Origin of the sequence: Kribbella lupini, from assembly GCF_039529595.1 — a bacterium.
In the GTDB taxonomy this organism is placed as follows: domain Bacteria; phylum Actinomycetota; class Actinomycetes; order Propionibacteriales; family Kribbellaceae; genus Kribbella; species Kribbella lupini.
In genome coordinates this window covers 422451-444178 of record NZ_BAAANC010000004.1, presented here as the reverse complement: position 1 = coordinate 444178, position 21728 = coordinate 422451, and the positions used below count along the sequence as shown (strand labels likewise).

Genomic DNA, 21728 nt, shown 5'->3' with positions numbered 1-21728 from the left:
CCCACAACCTAGGCGACGCCACCGACAAAGCTCAGCGCAACCGCCACTGCTCGATCTTGCGCCGCAACCATCCGATCGAACCGCGCCGCGACACCTCGGTCTCGACCGCGGCCGGCTCGGTCTGCGCGGCGACCTCCAAGTACTGCACGAGCACCGGACTCTCGTACCTCCGCAGTACGGCGCTCTGCTCCAGCAGCGTCCGCCCGCCGTCGCGATCACCGGCGACGACAGCAGCCGACCCCAGGTGCTGCAGGCACCGCGCCTGCCCTTCCCGCTCGTCGATCTCCGAGAAGAGATGCTCGGCCCGCCCCCACCACTTGGCCGCTTCGTCCGGCCGCTTCAGCATCCACGCGGCCACCCCGATCAGCTCGAACGCGTGCGCCTGAGCACTCCGGTCACCAGCCGCAGCTGCCCGAGCAGCTGCGGGCTTCAGGTGATCCAGCGCGCCTTCGGCGTCCTCCTGGTACAGCTGGACGATCGCCAGGTTGATCGAGATCGCCACGTCAGTTGCAAGGTCCGGACCGGGTCTGCTGAGCCGTGCGTCGTCCAGTCGGCTTCGGGCGTGCGCGACTGCCTCCTCCTGTTCACTGCCGACAGGAGATGCGTCCGCTCGCGCCAGGTGGACCAGCGCCAGCTCAACCTGCCGTCGGGTCTCCAGTGCTGCCGCTGTCCGGCTGTGCCCTCGCCGTGAAGGTGCGACGTTCGCCGAGATGCCGATCTTGGTGATGGCTGTGTCCAACTCGTCCAGCAACCGGTACGCCGTGGCCTCACGCGCTGTCGCCAGCTCCTCGAGGTCCTGCCGGCCGCAGCCCTCCGCAACTCCCAGCAGGTAGACGCTGACCTCCAGCAGGTCCTCCGCGCGGCCCTGCCGGACGTACCAGGCATCCAGTGCGTCGCAGATCCGGGCAAGGTCGTCAGCCGAAGCGCTGGTCGGCTTCTCGCTCGCCAGCACGTTCCGCAACCGTGGCTCGTTCAGGTCGAACCACTCCGCCGCAGCCAGTCCGGCAGCCTCGGAGCCGAGCGCCACCAACCACTGCTCGGCCTCTTCGGCCGCGGCGTGCAGCTCGGTCGGCGTACTGGTCGCGACAGCGCCGGCCCGCCAGGTCCGGTACTTCCGCAGCCCCACCGGCGCGTTGTAGATCGCCCAGATCAGGAAGAAGCCGATGGTCAGGCTCCACCCGGCCACCTTGATCCAGCCGCCGCTCTCCAGACTCTGCGACAGCTTCTCGCTCGCCAACCCGGACAGCAGACCCGCGGCGATCGCACTGATGCCGAGGAAGTCCCCGCGCCGCCGCTCGCTCTTCGGCTTCTCCTCGTCGGGTGTGCTCACGGCCTGCTCCCGATGGTCAGTCCACGCACGACAGTCCGCCAGAACGTCAGCATCAGCACCGCCGGTACGACGGACGCGACCACCGCTGCCGCAGCGACTGTCCCGCTCGACGAGGAGAACTGCCGGGCCTCACCCCACAGCACCAGCGACAGCGGCGTCGTACCGGCTCCGCTGATCAGGAAGCCGACGATGAAGTCGTTCCACACCAGCACGAACTCCAGCACAGCAACGGCAATCACCGCCGGCCGGTAGGTCCGCTGCACAGTCGCCAGTACGGCGCTCTGCCGCGCCGGCCCCTGCAACGCTTCGGCAACCAGCATCGGCGGAGCCGACGCGAACGCAGACCGCAGCAGCAGTACGGCGAACGGCAGCCCGGCCGCCGCATGCACCAACCCCAAAGCGATCCGCGACCCGGTCAACCCGGCCGCGTCGATCGCATCCCGCAGGGGCGCGGCGTACATCTGCACAGGCGTCACAGCCAGCACCACGAAGACCGACGTCACCACACGACCCAGCCAGGTCGGCAGGCCACCCCACGCCACCAGGTACGCCGTCGGCACGGCAACCACGAGCAACACCACCGTGGCGACCGAGGAGATCAGCACAGTCGACAGCAGCGACCGCAGCAACCCGATGCTCGCCGCAGCATCGAACGACGACAGCCCCAGCCCGTGCAGCGACCACCAGCCACGCAGTCCGGCCTCCCGCGGCGAGTGCAACGCAGTAGCCACCAGTACGACGGCCGGCAGGATCCAGAAGAGGCTGACGGCGAACCCGGCAGTCCATCCGATCCGCCGGACCCGCTTGCTGGGCTTGGGTCTGCGCAACGTCGAGTCAGCCGGTACGACGCTCACCGGCATCGCCCAGCGCCGCCGGCGCAACCCGCGGACGCCGATCACCGCCACGGCGGCGACGATGGCGAACAGTACGACGCCCAGCGCCGCCGTACGGCCGGAGTCGTCGCCGGTGGTGGTTGCTCGCCACCAGTTCAGGCCGAGCACGTCGGCGTCGTGCTGCATCGGACCCGGTACGACGATCAGCACCAGGTCGAACACCCGGACCGCCGCGACCACCAGCGTCAGCGTGATGACTCCGGTGATCGGCCGCAGCAGCGGCAGCTCCAGAGCACGCCAGCGACGCAGTCCGGTCAGCCCTTCGGCAGCGATCGTCCGGCTCACGTCGTCCGGGATCGCGTCGAGTCCGGCGCGGAACAGTGACACGACGTACCCGAGCCAGGTCCAGCCGAACGCGGACACCAGTACCAGCCAGAACAGGCCGGGCCCGAGCCAGACCGGACTGCTGCCGAACAGCGAGCTCCAGACGGCCGTCACCGTGCCGCGCTCAGGAGCCGAGTCGAAGATCAGCCGGAACGTCGCACCGGACACCAGCACCGACACGGCGAACGGAATCACCAACGCTGGTTGGAGAAACGAGGACAGGCCGGGCAGCCGGTAGCTCACCACGGCCAGCAGGAACCCGACGACGACCAGTGCGACGGCAACAGCCACCCAGGCCACGCTGTTCCGTACGGCGTGCAGTGCGGCCGGGTCACCCATCACCGCGAAGTTGCTGAACCCGAACGACCCGTCCGGCAGCCGGAACGCCGCGACCACCGTGATCACGATGGGCACCAGCAGCAGACTGGTCAGCAGCAGCGCCGGAATCCCCAGCAGATAAGGCCCTGCGGGCCGCTGCGGCCGTCCGGTCACCGGGCGACCGGAGACCGCGCGCCCGGCAACCTCGAGCGACAAGCCGTTGCTGCGCAGGCCCATCAGCCCTCCACCTTCTCCAGCTCTTCCAGGGCGAGCCGCACTGCTTCCGGTACGACGTCAGGCCCGCGATTGCCGACCCGCACGAGCAGATCGGTCAGTACGCGCCACAGCCCGTCGATGCCACCTAGTTCGCCCAGCCGGTCCGACAGGTCGAACTGCAGCGACGTACCGGGCGCGACCAACTGGTTGGCAAGGAGGGTCAGCTCGGGGGAGTAGCCGGTCGTGCGTCCGTCGACCAGGAAGCCGCCGGACGAGATCCAGGGCGCCGGAGCGGCCGGTGCCGCGAGCCGGCGCAGCAGATCCCACGCGTCGTCGGTCGCCGGTCGCGGCAGGACCATCACGTCCCCACCGACCACCACCGGCGCGGCCGCACCCGCGCCGAAGGCGGGGAAGGTGAACAGGCCGACGTCACCAGGGTCAGCGGCGAACGAACGGATCACCGGCTCGGCGAAGTCCGACGCGGCGACCATCGCGGCCCGGCGATGCCCGAAGACCTCCACGACCGCGTCCGGGAACTGCTGTGTGAGCGAGCGTTCCACTCCACCGGCCAGTGCGCCCGGAGCGGCCCACATCGTTGCCAGCCGCTGCAAGGCGGCCGCGAACTCCGGTACGCGCGAGGGCCGCGGGTCGTCCGACACGGCCAGTGCCCGGTACGCGTTGGGCGCCGTACCGAGGAGGACGTTCTCCAGGAAGTCGGTGAGCACCCAGCCGTCTCCTGCGCCCAGCGCGAGCGGCCTGATGCCTCCGAGCGACAGGGCCTTGTTCAGCTCCAGCCACTCGTCCCACTGCGTCGGCGGTCGCACGTTGGCCTTGCGGAACACCGACGGCCGGTACCAGACCGCCGACTTGTGCGCCGTCTTGAAGGGCAGCCCGTACGTCGTACCGTCGTGCGTCAGCAGCTCGTCCCACAGCCGGGCCCGGCCACGCTCGGCCAGGTCGGACGGCATCGCCTCCAGGTCACCGCGGTGCGGCGGGACCAGTCCGGGCTGCGGCAGCATGACGAGGTCGGGCCGGCGGGCCGAGCGAGCGCCGAACGCTGTGGAGATGTCGTCGCCGAGCGGAATGACCTCGACGGGGTAGTCGAGCTCGCCCAGCCCGTCCAGCACCCGGTGGAAGGCCCTCAGTTCGGGACCACTCCAGCTGACCGCCACTCGGACGCTGCGGCTCAAGCCGAGTACGTCGGGACTGCAGCCGGACAAGGCCGCGGCCGCGGCACCGGCGAGTACCACCCGTCGGCGGATCACGAGTCGAACCCCTTGGCACGGTCGACGTCGGTGGTGATCAGCACCAGCGCGATCGACCACAGCTCAGTGATGTTGTCCGGGCGCAGCAGCGAGCCCCAGGTCGGTAGGCCGGGGGCGTCCTCCAGCACGATCACCGACGGGTCTGCCCGGACCGCGCGAGCCAGTCCGGCCAGCCGGCGTCGTCCTGGGGTGATCTCGTGCGGGTAGCGGAGCAGTACGTCGTCCAGGTCGCAGTTGGTCGCGGTGAGCCGGCACTGCTTGTCCGCTGCGTCTCTGGTCACCCGGTGCGTGGCGATGTGGCCGTGCGCGATGTTGCCGAGCACAGTGAGGTGCGGCAGCAGTCCGCCCTCGGCAGGCACCAGCCGGACCGGTCCGCTGGTGTGGACCGCGGCCCCTGGCGGCAGGTCTTCCAGACCGGCGATCAGGTCGGCGCACAGCCGCGCCTCGGCCCTCGTCTCGAGCACCAGCGATCGCTGCTGTCCCGCACCGACCCTCACCTCGTCGGGGAGTCCCGGCAGCAGTCGCTGGAGCAGCAGTCCGTCCATGCCGGCGAGGCGCCTCCCAGGTCGTGGCGATGCTCACCTTAGGGCGACTCCGGGGCCACTGCATCACACAGCGTGTTGTCAGTAAGTGCGACTCCACAGGTTGATCGCGTAGTCGACCTCGTGCCCGGCGTACGACGTGATGATCCGCTCGGCGATCTGTGGCTGGAACTCGATCCGCACCACCGCCTCGAAGTCGGCGCGGCTCTCGAACCGCCAGCCCATGTCCAGCGGCGTGCGGTGCCAGCCGCGCGAGGTCCAGAACCGTTCCACCTCGGGCGCCTTGATCATCGGGTACGCCGCGCTGAACCAGCGGCCGAACGTCGACCGGCTCCCGTCGTTGTCGATGACGAAAGCCGTGCCGCCGTGCCGCATCACCCGGTCCAGCTCGGCCAGACCCGGCTCGCTGCCCGGACCGAAGAAGTAGGCCCACCGCGCATGCATGACGTCGATGGACGCGTCCGCGACCGGCAACTGCTGTGCCGTTCCCTGCTTGACCTCGACGTTCGCCAGCTGACGAGTACGCCGCCGAGCGGTCTCGGCCAGCGTCCCGTGCGGCTCCACCCCGATCACCCGCGCGGCGGTCTGCGCGAACATCGGCAGGTGGAACCCGGTCCCGCAGCCGAGATCCAGCACGGTTGCCCCGGCCCAGTCCCGGATCGCCCGCATCGCCGGTTCGATCACACCGTCCGGATCGACCGCCCGGTTCTCGATCTCGTACGTCTGCGGGTGGTGCCAGATGTTCGGGCTGGGAATCCCACCGTCGGCGATGCTCACGGCGAAACCTTAGTCAGGCCCGTCGTGCGTACTCGACCGGGTCGTGCGCCGAGAACACCACCGGACCGCCGGGGCGTCGCACCGCCTCACGCAACCGATCCCGGTTCGCGAGCCGCTGCGCGCGATCGGTTTCGGCGCGGGCCTGCAACTGGTCCCAGCCTTCGGGCCACGTCCCGTCCTCGCGCAGCTCGTGGCGATGGAAGTACGCGTCGCCCGCGTGCAGCAACCAGCCGTTCTCGGCCTGCACGGCGACCCCGACGTGCCCCGGTGTGTGTCCGAGCAGGGGCACCATCAGGATCTCCGGCAGCCCGTCCAGCTCCCGTACGCCGGTGAAGCCCATCCACTCGTCTCCAGCCGCACCGTCGTACGTCACCCACTTCGGTCCGTGGGCGTAGGCGGCGTTCAGGTAGATCCCCTCACCCGGCAGCGCCGCGTCGTACTCCGCCGCGTGCAGGTGCACCGAAGCATCGGGGAAGTCGGGCAGCCCACCACAGTGATCGCGGTGCAGGTGCGTCAGGACGACGTGCCGGACGTCGGACGCGGCGAATCCCAGCCGCTCGACCTGGCGAACGGCCGTCTCCTCGGATCGCAGCACCGGCGCGGCCCACCCGAGAAAGTCCTCCCCCAGTGAGCCGACCGGGTCCTTGACGTTCAGCAACCCCAGGCCGGTGTCGACCAGCACCAGCCCGTCGGCGTCGGTCTCGATCAGCAGGCAGTGACAGACAGCTGGTGGTTCTCCCGGCCCGGCCGATCCCATCGTCCCGCAGTTCAGCGAATGGACTCGCACGTTCTCGCTCCAGTGGTAGAAGGTGGGTGTTGTTGTTGCCGAAGCTAGGAGGGCGCGTCGTGGCTCACCAAACGGTTGGTCTCCTGCCGTCCTGCGCGGAGCTGGACGGTGAACCGCCGCCGGCCTGCCCGGTCGACGTCGCGCTCGACACGTTGCGCGGGCGCTGGACGGCCTTGATCATCGGCGAGTTCCGGCACGGCGACCGGAGCTTCTCGCAGTTGCGCGACGGACTGCCGAAGCTGTCCGACAAGGTGCTCACCGAGCGGCTCCAGCAGCTGACCGCCGACGGGGTTCTCGAGCGCACCCGGACGTCGGCCTATCCGCCGCGGGTCTCCTACAGCCTCACCGATCGAGGCCGTGCCCTGGTTCCAGTGCTGCGGGCGCTGTGGGAGTGGGGCTCGCAGGGATAAGGACTTGAGCCGGCCGGGCGCGGCCCGCGATGCTTCGACCTGTGCAGATGACCGAGTACGCCGGCCGGGACGGCCTCAGGGAGATGCAGGAACTCACCCAGCGAATCTGGAGCCCGGCCTCGCGGCTGCACCTCGGAGACCTGGCCTGGGAGCGGAGTGCGAACGCCGGCCGCGCAGACGGCTGGCGTACGGCGGTCTGGCGCGACGATGAGCAGGTCGTCGCCTGGGCTTGGCTGGCGCAGCCGGGACATCTGCTGATGACAGTCGACCCGGCCAGGCCGGAGCTCGCCGCGACGGTCGTCGAGTGGTTCCGGGCGGCAGCTGATGGGCCGGGGTTGGCAGCCGGCGTACTGGAGACCGAGCAGCACCTGCTGGCCGCGCTGGAGGCGGCCGGGTTCCGGCGCCAGGATGATGCGCCGTACTACACGCACCACTGGATCTCGCTGGACGACCTGGCCGAGCCGGTCGTGCCGGAAGGACTCACCCTGCGCCACGTGCGAGTGGACGAGGTCGCGCAGCGGGCCGCGGTGCATCGGGCGGCCTGGTCCGACGTGGCGCCGTCCACGATGGGTGAAGAGGCGATGGGCGAGGTCATGTCGACTTGGCCCTATCGGCCGGAGCTCGACTGGGTGGTGGAGAACGAGGCGGGGGAGTTCGTCGCCTCGGCGCTGATCTGGCTGGACGAGCAGCACCAGGTCGGGCTGGTCGAGCCGGTGGGCGTCGCCACGGCGTACCGGCGGCGTGGGCTCGGCCAGGCGGTCAACCTGGCTGCCCTGTACGCGCTGCGCGAAGCAGGTGGGACCAGGGCAGTGGTGTGCCCGCGGGGCGACGACGGGTACCCGCAGGCGCGGGCGCTTTACCAGAGCATCGGCTTCCGGCCCGGCTTACGCACTTTGCACCTGCTGCTTGGTTAATGCGGCGGTCAGGGCGACCGGGATCAGGAACAGCCCGCAGAGCACCGCCAGCCAGTGGAAGCCGAGGCCGGCCAGGACCGGCCCGGCCGCCGTACCGGCGATGGAGGCGAAGGCGCCCATCGTCAAGTCGGACAGGCCCTGCGCCGACGTACGGATGTCGGTGGGGACCGAGTTGGACAGCAGTGTGGAGCCGGCGACCAGGCAGGCCGACCAGCCGAGCCCCAGCAGGACCAGGGCCAGCGCGGTGAGGCCGTGCGCGTCGTCCGGAGCGACTGCGGCGACGGTCATCGCCACAGCCAGTACGGCGAGGCCGATGCCGATGGTGGGGATGCGGCCGAGGCGGTCGGTCAGCCAGCCCATCACCGGCGACAGGGCGTACATGCCGGCCACGTGTCCGCTGATGACGAAGCCGACGACCGTCAGCGAGGCGCCGTGGTGGCGCAGGTGCACCGACGTCATCGACATCACCCCGACCATCACCGAGTGCGCGGTCGCGATCGCCAGGAGGCCGAGCCGGGCGTGCGGGATCGCGACGACCCGGCGGAACGTCGTCAGCAGGGGCTGGCGTTCCACCTTCGTCCGGGGCGTCGACTGCTGCAGCCGGCGCAGCCCGAACCAGACCGTCGACAGACTGAGCGCGAACGCGATCACCGAGAACAGGTAGGGCCCGGCCAGCGCCAGTACGCCGACCGAGTCGCCGAGCGAGCCGCCGAGGCCAGTGAGGTTGGGGCCGACCACCACGCCGATCGTGGTCGCCCAGACCACCACCGACAGCGAGCGGGCGACGTACCGGGGGTCGGCCGCGTCGGTCGCGGCGTACCGGGACTGGAGGTTGGCGGCCGACCCGCTGCCGAACAGGCAACCGGCGAGCAGCAGGAGGAGCAGCGAGTCGATCTGGGCGGCGACGACGCTCAACGCGGCGCCGACCGTGGCGATCAGGTAGCCGGTGGCCAGTGAGACGCGGCGGCCGTGGCTGCGTGCCAGACCGGCCAGCGGTACGGCGAGAATCGCCGCGCCGAGCGTGGTCGATGTGGCGACCAGACCGGCCATCGAGGTCGAGCCGGAGATCTGCTCGGCGAGCAGACCGGCCACCGCGAACCCGCTGGCCACGGCGACCCCGCCGACGACGTTGCTGATCACCAGGACCCGGAGCGTCGTGCGCTGGAGACCGCGGGCGGTCACGTCCTGGGGGCGAGCGTCGGCGGTCACGCCTCAGCCTCTCACCCGGAAGGTTGTCGCGGCAGAGATTTTCCCGCGCGGTCGCGTTGCACGATTGTGCTCATAGACGGCATTAGCGTGCAGTTCAGAGCCTGGACCATCCCTGTTCCAGGCCCGGCGCCGGCTTGTAGGGTCCTTTCTGCAGCCTTCTTGCCGAACCATTCTTCGAGACCTCCTGGAGTCCGGATGCCCGACATCGCGATCGTCCCCGCACCGCGTGAGCTCGTCGTCGACGACGGCGCCTGGATCACCGCCGACCCGGCCGCCGACGCGGTCCGGACCGTGGTGGAGAACCTCGGCGAGACCGAGTACCGGATCGACGTCAGCGCCGACGGCGCGCGGCTGTCGGCCGGCTCCGAGGACGCGCTGCGCTGGGCCGAGACGACGTACCGGCAGCTGCTCGACGCCGCCGAGCCGGCCGACGGCGGCCAGGTCGCCGTCCCGGCGGTCCGGATCGCCGACGCGCCGCGGTTCGGCTGGCGCGGGATGATGCTCGACGTCTCCCGGCACTTCATGCCGAAGGACTTCGTGCTCAAGGTCGTCGACGGGGTCGCGCTGCACCGGATGAACGTGCTGCACCTGCACCTGACCGACGACCAGGGCTGGCGGGTCGAGATCGAGGCCTACCCGAAGCTCACCGAGGTCGGCGGCTGGCGACCCGAGTCGATGGTCGGCAAGATGACGCACGACCAGACCGAGTTCACCTACGACGGTCAGCGGCACGGCGGTTTCTACACCAAGGACGACCTGCGCGAGATCGTCGCGTACGCCGCCGAGCGCGGCATCACGATCGTGCCGGAGATCGACCTGCCCGGTCACATGCAGGCCGCGATCGCGGCGTACCCGGAGCTCGGCAACCACCCGGACACCCAGCTCGGCGTACGGCAGATCTGGGGCATCAGCGACGACGTGCTGAACGTCAACGACGCGACCGTCGAGTTCGTCAAGACCGTGCTGCGCGAGGTGCTCGACATCTTCCCCGGCCCGTACATCCACCTCGGTGGCGACGAGTGCCCGGACGTCCAGTGGCGTGAGTCGGACGCGGCGCAGAGGCGCCAGGCCGAGCTCGGGCTCACCGACGCCGGCCAACTGCAGGGCTGGTTCACCGCGCAGGTCGCGGAGGTGCTGGTCGAGCAGAACCGGCGCCTGGTCGGCTGGGACGAGATGGTCGAGACCGACTGCCCGAAGGACGCCGTGATCATGGCCTGGCGCAGCGCCCAGCGCGGGGAGATCGCCGCGAAGGCCGGCCACGAGGTGGTCATGTCGCCGTGCGAGTCGGTCTACTTCGACTACTACCAGGGCGACCCGGACACCGAGCCGCTCGCCATCGGCGGCTTCATCCCGCTGGAGAAGGTCTACGACTTCGAGGTCGTGCCCGAGGGCCTGACCGAGGACGAGCAGGCTCGTATCATCGGCGCCCAGGCCAACGTCTGGACCGAGTACATGGAGGGCCCCGACCAGGTCGGCTACATGCTCCTGCCCCGGCTGTCCGCCGTCGCCGAGCGCGCCTGGGGCTCGCCGAAGACGTCGTACGACGAGTTCCTGGGCCGGCTGCGGCCGCACCTGTCCCGCTTCGAGGCCCTGGGGCTCAACTACCGCCCGCTGGACTGACCTACATCAAAATTCGCCCCCGCCGCGTTGGCAGGTGTAGACGCGACCGGCTCCGCCGACGACGATGAGTCGTCGGCTGGAGCCCGGGTCGGGAGCGGAGGAGTCATGACCGCGGTAGGACCGCTCGACGCGATGTTCCTGCTCGGGGAGACCCGTGAGCAGCCCATGCACGTCGGTGGGCTGATGCTGTTCGAGCTGCCGGACGGCGCCGGGCGGGATCAGGTCTTTCCGGACGGCGGGCGGGAGTTCCTGTCCCGGCTGTACCAGGAGATGGTCGCGGGGGAGGCGCTCAACCCGGTCTTCGCGCGGCGGGTGCGACAGCGGGCGCGCGATCTCGGGTACTGGTCGTGGGAGCCAGACGGTGAGATCGATCTCGAGTACCACGTGCGGTTGTCGGCGCTGGCGCGGCCGGGGCGTTACCGCGAGCTGTTCGAGCTGACCTCGCGGTTGCACGGGACGCTGCTCGATCGGCGGCGGCCGTTGTGGGAAATGCACGTGATCGAGGGCGTGGAAGGGCACCGGTTCGCGATCTACACCAAGATTCACCACGCGCTGCTGGACGGCGTGAGCGCGTTGCGGTTGATGCAGGAAATGCTCACCACGGATTCCACCCGCACGAACATGCCGGCGCCGTACTCGATGCTCACCGAAAGGGCGGCCCAGCCGTCGCCGCTGGGTTCATTCCTGCGCGTTGTGCCGGACCTGGTCGGATTGTCGCCGGTCGCGCTGAAAGGTGCGGTCCGCGCCGTGCTGAGAGAGCATTCCCCGCTCGCTTTTCAGGCGCCGCGGACGATCTTCAACCAATCCATCACCGGCGCTCGCCGATTCGCCGCGCAGTCGTGGCCGATGGAACGGCTGGAGAAAGTCCGCGCGATCACCGGCGCGACGCTGAACGACGTCATGCTCGCGATGTGCGGTGGTGCGCTACGGACCTACCTGCTGGAGCAGAACGCCCTTCCCGACAAGGGACTGACGGCGATGGTGCCCGTCTCGCTGCGCGGCCTCGAAGGCACGGGCCCCGGCGGCGGCAACTCGCTCGCGACCCTGATCGCCGACCTCGCCACCGACGAACGCGATCCCGAACGCCGGATCCGCCGCGTGATGGACTCCACCACCTACGGCAAGACGATGCTCTCCCAGTTGAGCCCCCTGCAGAACCTGATGATCGGCGCCCTGGGCCTCGGCGTAGCCGGCCCCGCCGCGGTCCTGCCCGGGCTGGCGGGCCGCACACCCCCGCCGTACAACGTGGTCATCTCCAACATCCCCGGCCCGGCGGAGAGCCCGCTCTACTGGAACCGCTCACGCCTGCTCGGCATGTACCCGGCGTCCATCGTTCTCAACGGCCAAGCCCTCAACATCAGCGTCACCAGCTACGCCCACCAACTCCACGTAGGCCTCACCGGCTGCCGCCGAACCGTCCCCCACCTGCAAAGACTCCTCACCCACCTCGAGAACTCCCTGCAGGAGCTGGAACGGATCTAGATCAACCGCGGCACGATCTCCCGCTCACCGTCGGTGGTCACGTGCCACGCGCGTGCGTCCGGCAGGACCGAGATCACCTCGTGCAACGCGCCGTCCACGTAGTGGAGCCCGACTCCGTCCTCGGTCGCGTACCCGGCCGGCAAGGTGCCAGCGGCAACCAACTTCCGGTACGTCGTACGTCGCGGCTGGTCGCCGAGGTCGTCGTGGACCCCGTTGCTCCAGGGCAGCCAGCCAAGGCAGTTGCTGTAGGCATCGAGTGAGGACGTGAACGAGTCGGTGACGCCGCCGGTGTGCCAGCACAGGCTGCCGGCGCTCTGCCCGGCCAGCACGACACCGCGCTGCCAGCACTCGTGCAGGATCTCGTCGACGCCGTGCGCTCGCCAGAGCGCCATCAGGTTGACCACGCTGCCGCCGCCGACCCAGATGACGTCCTGGGCGAGCAGTTGCTCGCGGGACATGTTCGGGCGGGGGAAGACGGCGAAGACCGAGGTCTCCAGTGCAGGGTCGTCACCGAAGGTGTCGGTGAACCACTGCACGGCCAGGGGATGGTCGCCCTCAGCGGTGGGGAAGAAGCAGAAGCGGACCGGCCGATCAGGCCCGTCGGCACCAGCCGCGGGTGACAGCGCGACGGCGTACCGGATCAGGTCCAGGGTCCTGGAGCGGTCGCCGGTGAGGACGCCGGAGACGGCGAAGATCTGGCGGGCAGCCGCGCCGGAGTGCGGGCTGCCCGGAGCGGTCACAGCCGGACGATGCCGTTCGGGGTCTGGAAGACGGCGGCGTTGAGACCGGGCTGGCCGTTGGGGCCTACCCAGGCGACGTCGAGGTCGTCGAGGAGGTGGTCGGCGGGGTGGCCGATCCACTCGGTGACGCGGGTGGGGTCGCCGGCGATCTCCAGGGCGGTGAGCTTGATGCCCTTGCCGCCGACCGACGGGTGCTGGCCGAGGTCGTCCCAGTGGATGAAGAACGGCAGCTGCGGGTCGGCCATCAGGCCCTTGACGCCGATCTGGCGCCAGGTGATGTTCGCCCCGTCGGGGCGGTGCCGGTTGCCGGGGACGGCGTCGCGGCCGAGCCGCTTCTCCATCCGTTCCATGTCGCGGACCGCGACGACCCAGCCGAGCCAGCCGCCGCCGAGCTCCTTGCGGGCGCGGACGGCCTGGCCGAACGGCGCCTTGTCCGAGGCCGGGTGGTCGAGCACGTCGACCACCTCGATGTAGCGGTCGTTCTCCAGCGGGAGAATGTGGTTGACGGTCCCGAACCGCGGATGCACGCCACCGTCGACGAAGTCCGCCCCCAGCAGCGCGGACAACCGCTCGACCGTGGCGCGGTACCCGTCGGGTCCGGCCGCGTACGACAGATGATCCAAGCGCATGCCAGTCATTCTGGGCCCACCGAGGAATCCGCGTGGAATCGGGGTGTCGCAGCAAAGGGCACCCTTACCTGTTGCGACCGGGCAGAACAGGGCAGGCTCGGACCATGCGAACAGTCGTCGTCGGAGGCACCGGACACATCGGCACCTACCTCGTCCCCGGCCTGGTCAGAGCCGGTCACGAGGTCGTCGTACTCACCCGCGGAACCAGTACGCCGTACAGCTCGGGCGGGGAGTGGAAGCAGGTCGAGCTCATCCAGGCCGACCGCGCCGCGGAAGATGCCGAGGGCACCTTCGGCCGGCGCGTGGCCGACCTGAACCCGGACGTCGTGGTCGACCTGATCTGCTTCACCGAGGACAGCGCCCGGCAGCTCGCCGAGGCGCTCACCGGCAAGGTCCAGCACCTGCTGCACTGCGGCACGATCTGGGTCCACGGCCCGAGCGCCGAGGTCCCGACCCGCGAGGACACGCCCCGCAAACCCTTCGGTGACTACGGAGTCCAGAAGGCCGCGATCGAGACCTACCTGCTCGACCAGGCGCGCCGCCACTGCCTGCCGGTGACGGTGATCCACCCCGGCCACATCAGCGGACCGGGCTGGGCGCCGGTCAACCCGGCCGGCCACGTCGACGTCACCGTCTTCGAGAAGCTTGCCCAGGGCGCCGAGCTGGTCCTGCCCAACCTCGGCCTGGAAACCGTCCAGCACGTGCACGCCGCCGACGTCGCCGGGATCTTCCTGGCCGCGATCGCCAACCGTTCGGTCGCGGTAGGGGAGAGCTTCCACGCCGTCGCCGACGGCGCGATGACCCTGCGCGGGTACGCCGAGGCCGTCGCCGCGCACTTCGGGCAGGAGGCCAACCTGAGCTACCAGCCGTTCGAGCAGTGGAAGGCCACCGTCAACGAGCGCAGCGCGCAGACGACGTACGACCACATCGCGCACAGCCCGCACTGCTCGATGGAGAAGGCCGCGCGGCTGCTCGGCTTCCGGCCGCGCTACTCCGCGCTGGAGACCACGCTCGAGGCGATCGACTGGCTGGTCGCCAACGGCAAGCTCAACTAAGGATCACGGCGAGGCGGGGTGCGGCAGCAACGGCTGCGCCGCCTCCAGGTGCCGGCGGCAGTACTCCGCCAGGACGTCGTACGCCTTGAGCCCCATCAGCGTCTGCAGCTCGACCTTGCTCGACTCGAAGACCGCCTCGACGCCGATGTGGGCCTCGGTGTTGCCCGTGCAGTACCAGTCCAGGTCGTGCCCACCCGGACCCCAGCCGCGCCGGTCGTACTCACCGATCCCGACCTCCGTGTACGACGTACCGTCCGGCCGCTCGACGTCGCGGAACGTCCGCCGGATCGGCAGCTGCCAGCACACGTCCGGCTTGGTCTCGACGAAGTGCACGCCCTGCTTGAGCGCCAGGCCGTGCAGCGCGCACCCCGCGCCACCCTCGAAACCCGGCCGGTTCAGGAAGATGCAGGCGCCGTCCCAGACCCGGGTCTTGCGGTCGCCCTCGTCGTCGGTCTCGACCCAGCCGTTGGTCTTGCCCTCCTTGCGGAACTGCCAGTCCTCCTTGCCGAGCTGCTTCACGTAGCCCTTGACGCGCTTCTCGTCGTCCTCGTCGGAGAAGTGCGCGCCGAGCGTGCAGCAACCGTCGTTCGGGCGGCCCTTGTAGATCCCGCGGCAACCACCGCCGAAGATGCAGGTCCAGTTGGACGTCAGCCAGGTCAGGTCGCAACGGAAGACCTGGTCGGCGTCGTCGGGGTCGACGAACTCGACGTAGGCACGGGGGAAATCGAGAGAAACCTCAGGCACCCGAAAAGCGTACGCGCACCGTCACCGATCTTCGGCATCCTGACGCCGATCGGGGCCGCCCGTTCTGCCTGCCGGACGGTAGGTGACAGGTCAGATCCCGTGGAAGACCGCACCGGGTAGGGCCTGGTCTGGACGACTGTCCAGTAGCGTGAGGGTATGCGGCTCGGCGTACTCGACGTAGGTTCCAACACCGTCCACCTCCTCGTGGTGGACGCCCATCGTGGTGCCGCGCCGCTGCCGGCGTACTCGCACAAGACCGAGCTGCGGCTGGCCGAGCACCTGGAGAAGGACGGCAGCATCGACCACGCCGGCGCCGAGAACCTGGTGTCGTTCGTCAAGGAGGCCGCCGAGCTGGCCGAGGACAAGGGCTGCGAGTCCGTGCTCGCGTTCGCGACCTCCGCGCTGCGCGAGGCACCGAACGGGATGTCCGTGCTCGACCGGGTCCGGACCGAGAGCGACGTCGACCTGCAGGTGCTCAGCGGGCAGGACGAGGCCCGGCTGACGTTCCTCGCCGTACGCCGGTGGTTCGGCTGGTCGTCGGGACGGCTGGCCGTGTTCGACATCGGCGGTGGCTCGCTGGAGATTGCGGCCGGGTCCGACGAGGAGCCGACGATCGCGGTGTCCGTGCCGCTCGGCGCGGGCCGGCTGACCCGCGAGGGCCTGCACAGCGACCCGCCGGACAAGGACGAGGTCCGGGCCCTGCGCAAGCGGATCCGGGTCGAGATGGCCGCGGTCGCCGGTGACGTGCTGCGCGCGGGCAAGCCGCAGCGCGCGGTCGCGACCAGCAAGACGTTCCGTTCGTTGGCCCGGATCTGCGGCGCGGCGCCGTCCGACGACGGCCCGTACGTCGCCCGCTCGCTGCACCGCGACGACCTGACCGAGTGGGTGCCGAAGCTGATCGCGATGACCGCGGCCGAGCGCGCCGACCTGCCCGGCGTCTCGGCCGGCCGGTCGACCCAACTGGTCGCGGGCGCGCTGGTCGCGGACGCGGTGATGGACCTGTTCGACGTGAACTCGCTCGAGGTCTGCCCCTGGGCCCTGCGCGAGGGCGTCATCCTGAACCGGCTCGACCAGCTGCAACCCCGATGAACTCCCACGAAGGCACCTACCGATGAGCACCCGCACGGCCGCGAAGATCGGCCTGTCCACCGCCTCCGTCTACCCCGAGTCGACCGCCAGCTGTTTCGAGCTGTCCGCGCGGCTCGGGTACGACGGCGTCGAGGTGATGGTCGGGATCGACCCGCTGAGCACCCAGATCGACGCGATCAAGCGGCTGGTCGACTACCACCAGCTGCCGGTGCTCGCGATCCACGCGCCCTGCCTGCTGATCACGCAGCGGGTCTGGGGCACCGATCCGTGGGGCAAGCTCGAGCGGTCGGCGGAGGCGGCGAAGGATCTCGGCGCCGACGTGGTCGTCGTCCACCCTCCGTTCCGCTGGCAGCGCGACTACGCGCGCGGTTTCGTCGAGGGGATCGCCCGGCTGGAGCAGGAGAGCGGGATCGTGTTCGCGGTCGAGAACATGTACCCGTGGCGCGCACCGGGCAAGGGCCTGCAGGCGTACGCGCCGAGCTGGGACCCGACCGAGCAGACGTACGCGCACACCACGCTCGACCTGTCGCACTCGTCGACCGCCGAGCAGGACTGCGTCGAGCTGGCCGCGACGATGGGCAGGACGCTGAAGCACGTCCACCTCACCGACGGCACGGGCTCGGCCAAGGACGAGCACCTCGTGCCGGGTCGAGGCACCCAGCGCGCGGCGGATCTCCTGCAGGGCCTGGCGAACCAGGACTTCCGCGGGCACATCATCATCGAGATCAACACCCGCCGGGCCGCCACCCGCTCCGAGCGTGAGGTCGACCTGATCGAGTCGCTCGAGTTCACCCGCAAGCACTTCGTCCCGACCCCGGTTCCCCGTCACCCAGGCTTCGCCGTCACCCCGGACGGCGAGGTCTCGGAGCTCACCCCGTGAGCAACCGGACCGACGCGCGGGGGCGACGTCCGGGCGGCCCGGACACCCGCGGCGACATCCTCCGCGCGGCGCGGGAATCCTTTGCCAGTAACGGTTTTTCCGGTACGTCGATGCGCGGCGTCGCGCGTGGTGCCGGAGTAGATGCCGCTCTCGTCCACCACTACTTCGACAGCAAGGACGCCTTGTTCGTCGAGGCGATGGCCCTCCCGGTCGACCCGCGGCAGGTCGCCGCGACGGTGCTCGACGGGCCGCGGGAGGAAATCGGCGTACGGATCGTGACCGTCTTTCTCGGGGTGTGGGAGTCGCCCGACGGCCAGCAGCGGATGAAGGCGTTCCTGCGGAGCGTGGTGAGCAGCGACCAGGTCGCGCAGCTGATGCGGGACGGCATCAGCCGGCTGATCCTCGCGCCGGTGTCCGAGGTGATCGGCGGGAACGACGCCCGCCTGCGGGTCTCGCTCGTCGCCTCCCAGCTGATCGGCATGGCGCTGACCCGGTACCTGCTCGAGCTCGAGCCGCTCGCGTCGGCCCCCGTGCAGACGCTGATCGACCGGATCGCCCCGGTCCTCCAGCAGTACCTCACCGACTGATCCCTCCTTTCCCCTTGCCAGCACCCGTCCTACGTCCTAAATTCATCACATGATGAAAAATGCGGTGGAGTGCCGGAACGTGGTCGTCGTCCGCGGCGACCGCGAGGTCCTGCACGGGATCGACTGCAACCTCGCGACCGGCTCGGTGACCGGGCTGCTCGGCCCGTCCGGCTGCGGCAAGACCACGTTGATCCGCGCGATCGTCGGTCTCCAGGCCAAGGTCACCGGCGACGTCCAGGTCCTCGGCCTGCCCGCCGGCGCCGCGAAGTTGCGCGGCCGGATCGGCTACGTCACCCAGGAGCCGAGCGTGTACGGCGACCTGACCGTCGCCGAGAACCTGCGCTTCTTCGCCGCCGTACTGGGCGTCCCGGCCGCCGACGTCGACCGCGTGATCGAAGCCGTCGACCTCGGCTCCCACGCCACCGCGCGCGTCGACCAGCTCTCCGGCGGCCAGCGCTCCCGCGCGTCGCTCGCCGCCGCCCTGCTTGGCAACCCCGAGCTCCTCGTTCTCGACGAGCCGACCGTCGGCCTCGACCCGGTTCTGCGGCGCGACCTCTGGGACCTGTTCCACCGGCTCGCCGGCGACGGCGCGACGCTGCTCGTGTCCAGCCACGTGATGGACGAGGCGAGCCGCTGCGACCGCCTGCTGCTGATGCGCGACGGCGACCTGCTCGCCGACGACACCCCCGACGCGCTGCTCGCCGCGGCCGGGACCGGCGACATCGAGCAGGCCTTCCTCACCCTGATCGACCGGAAAGCAGGTGCCCGATGACCCCCCGCGTCACCTTCGCCGTCGCGGCGCGCGTGCTGGCCCAGCTCCGCCGCGACCACCGCACCGTCGCCATGCTGGTCGTGCTCCCGGCGCTGCTGGTCAGCCTGATGTGGTGGATGTTCACCGACTCGCCGTCCACCTTCGACCGGGTCGGCGGTCCGCTGCTCGCGGTCTTCCCGGCGATCATCATGTTCATCGTCACCTCGGTCGCGACGCTGCGGGAACGCTCGACCGGCACACTCGCGCGCCTGTTCACGATGCCGATGGGCAAGCTCGACTTCCTGCTCGGCTACGCGCTCGCGTTCGCACTGATCGCCGTCGTCCAGGCGGCCGTGGTCGTCTCGATCTCCCTGTACGCGCTCGATCTCGACATCCGCGGCGCCGCCTGGCAGCTCGGCGTGGTCGCCGTGCTCGACGGAGTGCTCGGTACGGCGCTGGGCCTGTTCGCCAGCGCGTTCGCGGCGACCGAGTTCCAGGCGGTGCAGATGATGCCGGCGGTGATGATCCCGCAGATCCTGCTGTGCGGACTGCTGGTCCCGCGCGACCAGCTGCCCGGCGTACTGCACGCGGTGAGCGACGTACTGCCGCTCTCGTACGCCGTGGACGCGGTCGCCGGGGTTGCCGCAGGCAACGGGTTCGGAGAGGGTGCGGGGGTGGACGCGCTGGTGGTGACGGCCTTCATTGTGGGAGCGCTCGCGTTGGGCGCGGCGACGCTCAAGCGCCGTACTGCCTGAGGCCGGACGTCCACCACTCACCAACCCTCGCACCCGACCGATTCGTACCGCCCCGGCCCGTCGGAGATCTGTCCTGCGCTGGAGGTTGCTGAGTGGTGGATGTCCGCGAACGCGGGGGATGGGCCGCCGGCGAGGGAGTATGGGGGTATGCGCATTTTCAAGCGGCGGCGGCCGGTCGACCCGATCGAGGGGTTCTGGGGCTGGTGGAACGAGTCCGGCGCCCAGCTGGTCGCCGACGCGATCGAGCGGAAGGACCCCGCCTCGACGTCCGCCGTACTGGCTGAGCACGTCAACGCCATTCACGGCGGCCTGGACTGGGAGCTCGGCCCGGGCCTGCACGCGAAGCACACGCTCGTGGTCACCGCCGCCGGCGATCCCGCGACCCGCGCGGTCGCACGCCGGTGGTTGCGCGCGGCGCCGCCGTCGGACCGGCTCTGGGAGTACGCCGACCTGCGGCGTCCCTCGCCGGAGGTGACGATCCAGTTCGAGGGCATGCCGCCGGTCGCGTCGGACGAGGCCGTCGTCGCGATCGACCCGGACGAACGCGCGGCGGCCGTGCACGTCGGCGTACACCACCCGGTCTTCCCGCAGCTGTCGGAGGACGCGCAGCGCCGGATCACCTTCCTCCTGCTCGACCTGTCGCTCGGCGAGGAGATGACCGAGACCTGGATCGGCGCCGTCGAGACCCTGATCGACCGCCCGGCCGAGGCCCGGCCGATCAGCGAGCTGCTGCCGACCGTCGCCAAGTTCGCCGCCGGTTTCACCACCGAGGACGGCGACCCGACCTGGCGCCTGCTGGAGGGCGAGATCGACGGCCACCGCCTGATCGCGACCACCGAGGTCCCGCTGCGCTCGATCCGTCTGCCCCACCTGGACACCCACGTCGGCGTCACCATCGGCTACCCGGCCGGCCGCGAGGACGGCCTGCCCGACGCCGAGATGCTCGACCAGCTGCGCGACCTCGAGGACCACCTCACCAACCGCCTCGGCGACTCGGGCCGCCTGCTCGCCCACGAGACCGTCGCCGGTGCCCGCACGCTGCACTACTACGTCGACGGCAGTACGCCGGCGCCCGCGCAGCTCCAGGCCGCCACCACCGGCTGGACGCACGGCGAGGTCTCGCTGACCACCGCCAAGGACCCCGGCTGGCACAACCTCAGCCACCTGGGCAGCTGACTGGCGATTCGCTTGTTCCGGCCGGAGCGATCCGTCACGCTGGAGAGCCGGACCACTCGGGCCACTGGTGTGGTCCTGGCCACACGATTAGGGGCGGTCCGGTCCAGGCGCGTAGCCTGCTGACACCCCTGGCATACGGGGCCAGGGGCGATGAGGAGGAACACGAGTGCTTCGGCGAGTCCTGCTGGGCGTGTCCCGCAGTCCCCAGATCAAGAAGGCTGTCTCGTCGTTGCCGGTGTCCAGCGGCATCGTCGCGCGGTTCGTCGCCGGTGAGACCGCGCCGGAGGCCGTACTGGCCACCGAAAAGCTGGTCAGCAACGGCCTGAACGTGACGCTCGACCACCTCGGTGAGGACACCACCGACCTCGCCGCGGCGACCGCCACCGCCGACGCGTACCTGGAGCTGCTCAAGCAGCTGAGCGAGGCCGGTCTGACGCAGAACGCCGAGGTCTCGGTGAAGCTGTCGGCGGTCGGCCAGGCGCTGCCCGGCGACGGCGAGAAGATCGCGCTGGAGAACGCCCGGACGATCTGCCTGGCCGCGCGCAACGCCGGTACGACGGTGACGCTCGACATGGAGGATCACACCACCACGGACTCCACGCTGAGCATCCTGCGCGAGTTGCGGCAGGACTTCCCCGAGACGGGCGCCGTACTGCAGGCCTACCTGCGCCGCACCGAGGGCGACTGCGTCGACCTGGCCCACGCCGGCTCCCGCGTCCGCCTGTGCAAGGGCGCGTACAAGGAGCCCGAGTCGGTCGCGTTCCAGAACAAGCAGGCCGTCGACAAGGCGTACGTCCGCGCGCTGAAGATCCTGATGAACGGCGACGGCTACCCGATGGTCGCCTCCCACGACCCTCGCCTGATCGCGATCGCCGGCTCCCTGGCCGACCGCGCCAACCGCGCGCCGGACACCTACGAGTACCAGATGCTCTACGGCATCCGCCCCGACGAGCAGCGCCGCCTGGCCCGCGAGGGCAACACCGTCCGCGTCTACATCCCGTACGGCGAAGACTGGTACGGCTACCTGGTCCGCCGCCTGGCCGAACGCCCGGCGAATCTGCAGTTCTTCGCCCGGTCCCTGATCAGCAAGAAGTAAGCGAGGTACGACGGCCCGGCCGGTCCCCAGGGATCGCGCCGGGCCGTTGGCGTCCGCGCCCAAGCGCGGCTCTCGGAGCGCGTCCTCAGGCAATCGGCGAATGAGTCAGCGCTAGCGGGCGCCTGGCTTATAGGTGTGA

The 21728-nt window shown here is 70.2% G+C and carries 22 protein-coding genes; 12 read left to right on the top strand and 10 right to left on the bottom strand.

Annotation, left to right across the window (positions count from 1 at the left end):
• Nucleotides 1-31: 31 nt before the first annotated feature.
• The 6 genes from ABD235_RS35205 to ABD235_RS35180 form a co-directional block, all read right to left on the bottom strand.
• The gene (locus ABD235_RS35205; RefSeq protein WP_344182171.1) at nt 32-1330 is read right to left on the bottom strand and encodes a hypothetical protein; all 1299 of its coding nucleotides are present in this window, start codon (nt 1328-1330) and stop codon (nt 32-34) included.
• Nucleotides 1327-3102: a sugar ABC transporter permease gene (locus ABD235_RS35200; protein WP_344182169.1), complete on the bottom strand. Its 1776-nt coding sequence runs from the start codon at nt 3100-3102 to the stop codon at nt 1327-1329. The genes ABD235_RS35205 and ABD235_RS35200 overlap by 4 nt, the downstream gene beginning before the upstream one ends.
• Nucleotides 3102-4346, bottom strand: coding sequence for an ABC transporter substrate-binding protein (locus ABD235_RS35195; RefSeq protein ID WP_344182167.1), 1245 nt, complete (start codon nt 4344-4346; stop codon nt 3102-3104). The genes ABD235_RS35200 and ABD235_RS35195 overlap by 1 nt, the downstream gene beginning before the upstream one ends.
• A complete protein-coding gene (locus ABD235_RS35190) occupies nt 4343-4891 on the bottom strand; it encodes a P-loop NTPase family protein (protein WP_344182165.1) in 549 nt (182 codons plus the stop codon). The genes ABD235_RS35195 and ABD235_RS35190 overlap by 4 nt, the downstream gene beginning before the upstream one ends.
• 78 nt (nt 4892-4969) lie before the next feature.
• Nucleotides 4970-5665: a class I SAM-dependent methyltransferase gene (locus ABD235_RS35185; protein ID WP_344182163.1), complete on the bottom strand. Its 696-nt coding sequence runs from the start codon at nt 5663-5665 to the stop codon at nt 4970-4972.
• 13 nt (nt 5666-5678) lie between these two features.
• On the bottom strand, nt 5679-6452 hold the full coding sequence (locus tag ABD235_RS35180; protein ID WP_344182161.1) for an MBL fold metallo-hydrolase: 774 nt from the start codon (nt 6450-6452) through the stop codon (nt 5679-5681).
• Between the two features lie 59 nt (nt 6453-6511).
• On the opposite strand from ABD235_RS35180, the gene ABD235_RS35175 reads away from it, so the two are divergent.
• Nucleotides 6512-6862, top strand: coding sequence for a winged helix-turn-helix transcriptional regulator (locus ABD235_RS35175; protein WP_344182159.1), 351 nt, complete (start codon nt 6512-6514; stop codon nt 6860-6862).
• 47 nt (nt 6863-6909) lie between these two features.
• Nucleotides 6910-7776 (top strand): GNAT family N-acetyltransferase, encoded by an 867-nt coding sequence (locus ABD235_RS35170; RefSeq protein WP_344182706.1) that lies wholly within the window; start codon nt 6910-6912, stop codon nt 7774-7776.
• On the opposite strand, the gene ABD235_RS35165 is transcribed toward ABD235_RS35170, so the two are convergent.
• Nucleotides 7747-8985: an MFS transporter gene (locus ABD235_RS35165; RefSeq protein WP_344182158.1), complete on the bottom strand. Its 1239-nt coding sequence runs from the start codon at nt 8983-8985 to the stop codon at nt 7747-7749. The two genes, ABD235_RS35170 and ABD235_RS35165, sit on opposite strands and share 30 nt — an antisense overlap.
• A 195-nt stretch (nt 8986-9180) precedes the next feature.
• On the opposite strand from ABD235_RS35165, the gene ABD235_RS35160 reads away from it, so the two are divergent.
• On the top strand, nt 9181-10605 hold the full coding sequence (locus ABD235_RS35160) for a beta-N-acetylhexosaminidase (RefSeq protein WP_344182156.1): 1425 nt from the start codon (nt 9181-9183) through the stop codon (nt 10603-10605).
• A 105-nt stretch (nt 10606-10710) separates the two neighbouring features.
• Nucleotides 10711-12087 carry a WS/DGAT/MGAT family O-acyltransferase gene (locus tag ABD235_RS35155; protein WP_344182154.1) on the top strand — a complete coding sequence of 459 codons (1377 nt, stop codon included), beginning with the start codon at nt 10711-10713 and terminating at the stop codon, nt 12085-12087.
• Here the strand turns inward: ABD235_RS35155 and ABD235_RS35150 are convergent.
• Both ABD235_RS35150 and ABD235_RS35145 read right to left on the bottom strand, forming a co-directional pair.
• Nucleotides 12084-12827, bottom strand: a complete 744-nt coding sequence (locus ABD235_RS35150; RefSeq protein ID WP_344182152.1) for a Type 1 glutamine amidotransferase-like domain-containing protein — start codon at nt 12825-12827, stop codon at nt 12084-12086. The two genes, ABD235_RS35155 and ABD235_RS35150, sit on opposite strands and share 4 nt — an antisense overlap.
• Nucleotides 12824-13456, bottom strand: a complete 633-nt coding sequence (locus tag ABD235_RS35145) for a VOC family protein (RefSeq protein ID WP_344182150.1) — start codon at nt 13454-13456, stop codon at nt 12824-12826. The genes ABD235_RS35150 and ABD235_RS35145 overlap by 4 nt, the downstream gene beginning before the upstream one ends.
• Before the next feature lie 104 nt (nt 13457-13560).
• On the opposite strand from ABD235_RS35145, the gene ABD235_RS35140 reads away from it, so the two are divergent.
• Nucleotides 13561-14511: an NAD-dependent epimerase/dehydratase family protein gene (locus ABD235_RS35140; protein ID WP_344182148.1), complete on the top strand. Its 951-nt coding sequence runs from the start codon at nt 13561-13563 to the stop codon at nt 14509-14511.
• Nucleotides 14512-14514: 3 nt separating this feature from the next.
• On the opposite strand, the gene ABD235_RS35135 is transcribed toward ABD235_RS35140, so the two are convergent.
• A complete protein-coding gene (locus tag ABD235_RS35135) occupies nt 14515-15255 on the bottom strand; it encodes a DUF3109 family protein (RefSeq protein WP_344182146.1) in 741 nt (246 codons plus the stop codon).
• 156 nt (nt 15256-15411) lie between these two features.
• On the opposite strand from ABD235_RS35135, the gene ABD235_RS35130 reads away from it, so the two are divergent.
• The 7 genes from ABD235_RS35130 (at nt 15412) to ABD235_RS35100 (ending at nt 21589) form a co-directional block, all read left to right on the top strand.
• Entirely contained in the window at nt 15412-16344 is a 933-nt protein-coding gene (locus ABD235_RS35130) for a Ppx/GppA family phosphatase (RefSeq protein ID WP_344182144.1), read from the top strand.
• A 22-nt stretch (nt 16345-16366) separates the two neighbouring features.
• Entirely contained in the window at nt 16367-17224 is an 858-nt protein-coding gene (locus tag ABD235_RS35125; RefSeq protein ID WP_344182142.1) for a sugar phosphate isomerase/epimerase family protein, read from the top strand.
• Nucleotides 17221-17811 carry a TetR/AcrR family transcriptional regulator gene (locus tag ABD235_RS35120; RefSeq protein ID WP_344182140.1) on the top strand — a complete coding sequence of 197 codons (591 nt, stop codon included), beginning with the start codon at nt 17221-17223 and terminating at the stop codon, nt 17809-17811. The genes ABD235_RS35125 and ABD235_RS35120 overlap by 4 nt, the downstream gene beginning before the upstream one ends.
• A gap of 49 nt (nt 17812-17860) precedes the next feature.
• Nucleotides 17861-18583: an ABC transporter ATP-binding protein gene (locus tag ABD235_RS35115; protein WP_344182138.1), complete on the top strand. Its 723-nt coding sequence runs from the start codon at nt 17861-17863 to the stop codon at nt 18581-18583.
• Complete coding sequence (locus ABD235_RS35110; protein ID WP_344182135.1) at nt 18580-19317, top strand: ABC transporter permease; 738 nt, start codon at nt 18580-18582, stop codon at nt 19315-19317. Before ABD235_RS35115 ends, ABD235_RS35110 begins: the two co-directional genes overlap by 4 nt.
• 147 nt (nt 19318-19464) lie before the next feature.
• The gene (locus tag ABD235_RS35105; RefSeq protein ID WP_344182133.1) at nt 19465-20493 is read left to right on the top strand and encodes a DUF695 domain-containing protein; all 1029 of its coding nucleotides are present in this window, start codon (nt 19465-19467) and stop codon (nt 20491-20493) included.
• Between the two features lie 166 nt (nt 20494-20659).
• The gene (locus ABD235_RS35100) at nt 20660-21589 is read left to right on the top strand and encodes a proline dehydrogenase family protein (protein ID WP_344182131.1); all 930 of its coding nucleotides are present in this window, start codon (nt 20660-20662) and stop codon (nt 21587-21589) included.
• Nucleotides 21590-21728 lie beyond the last annotated feature (139 nt).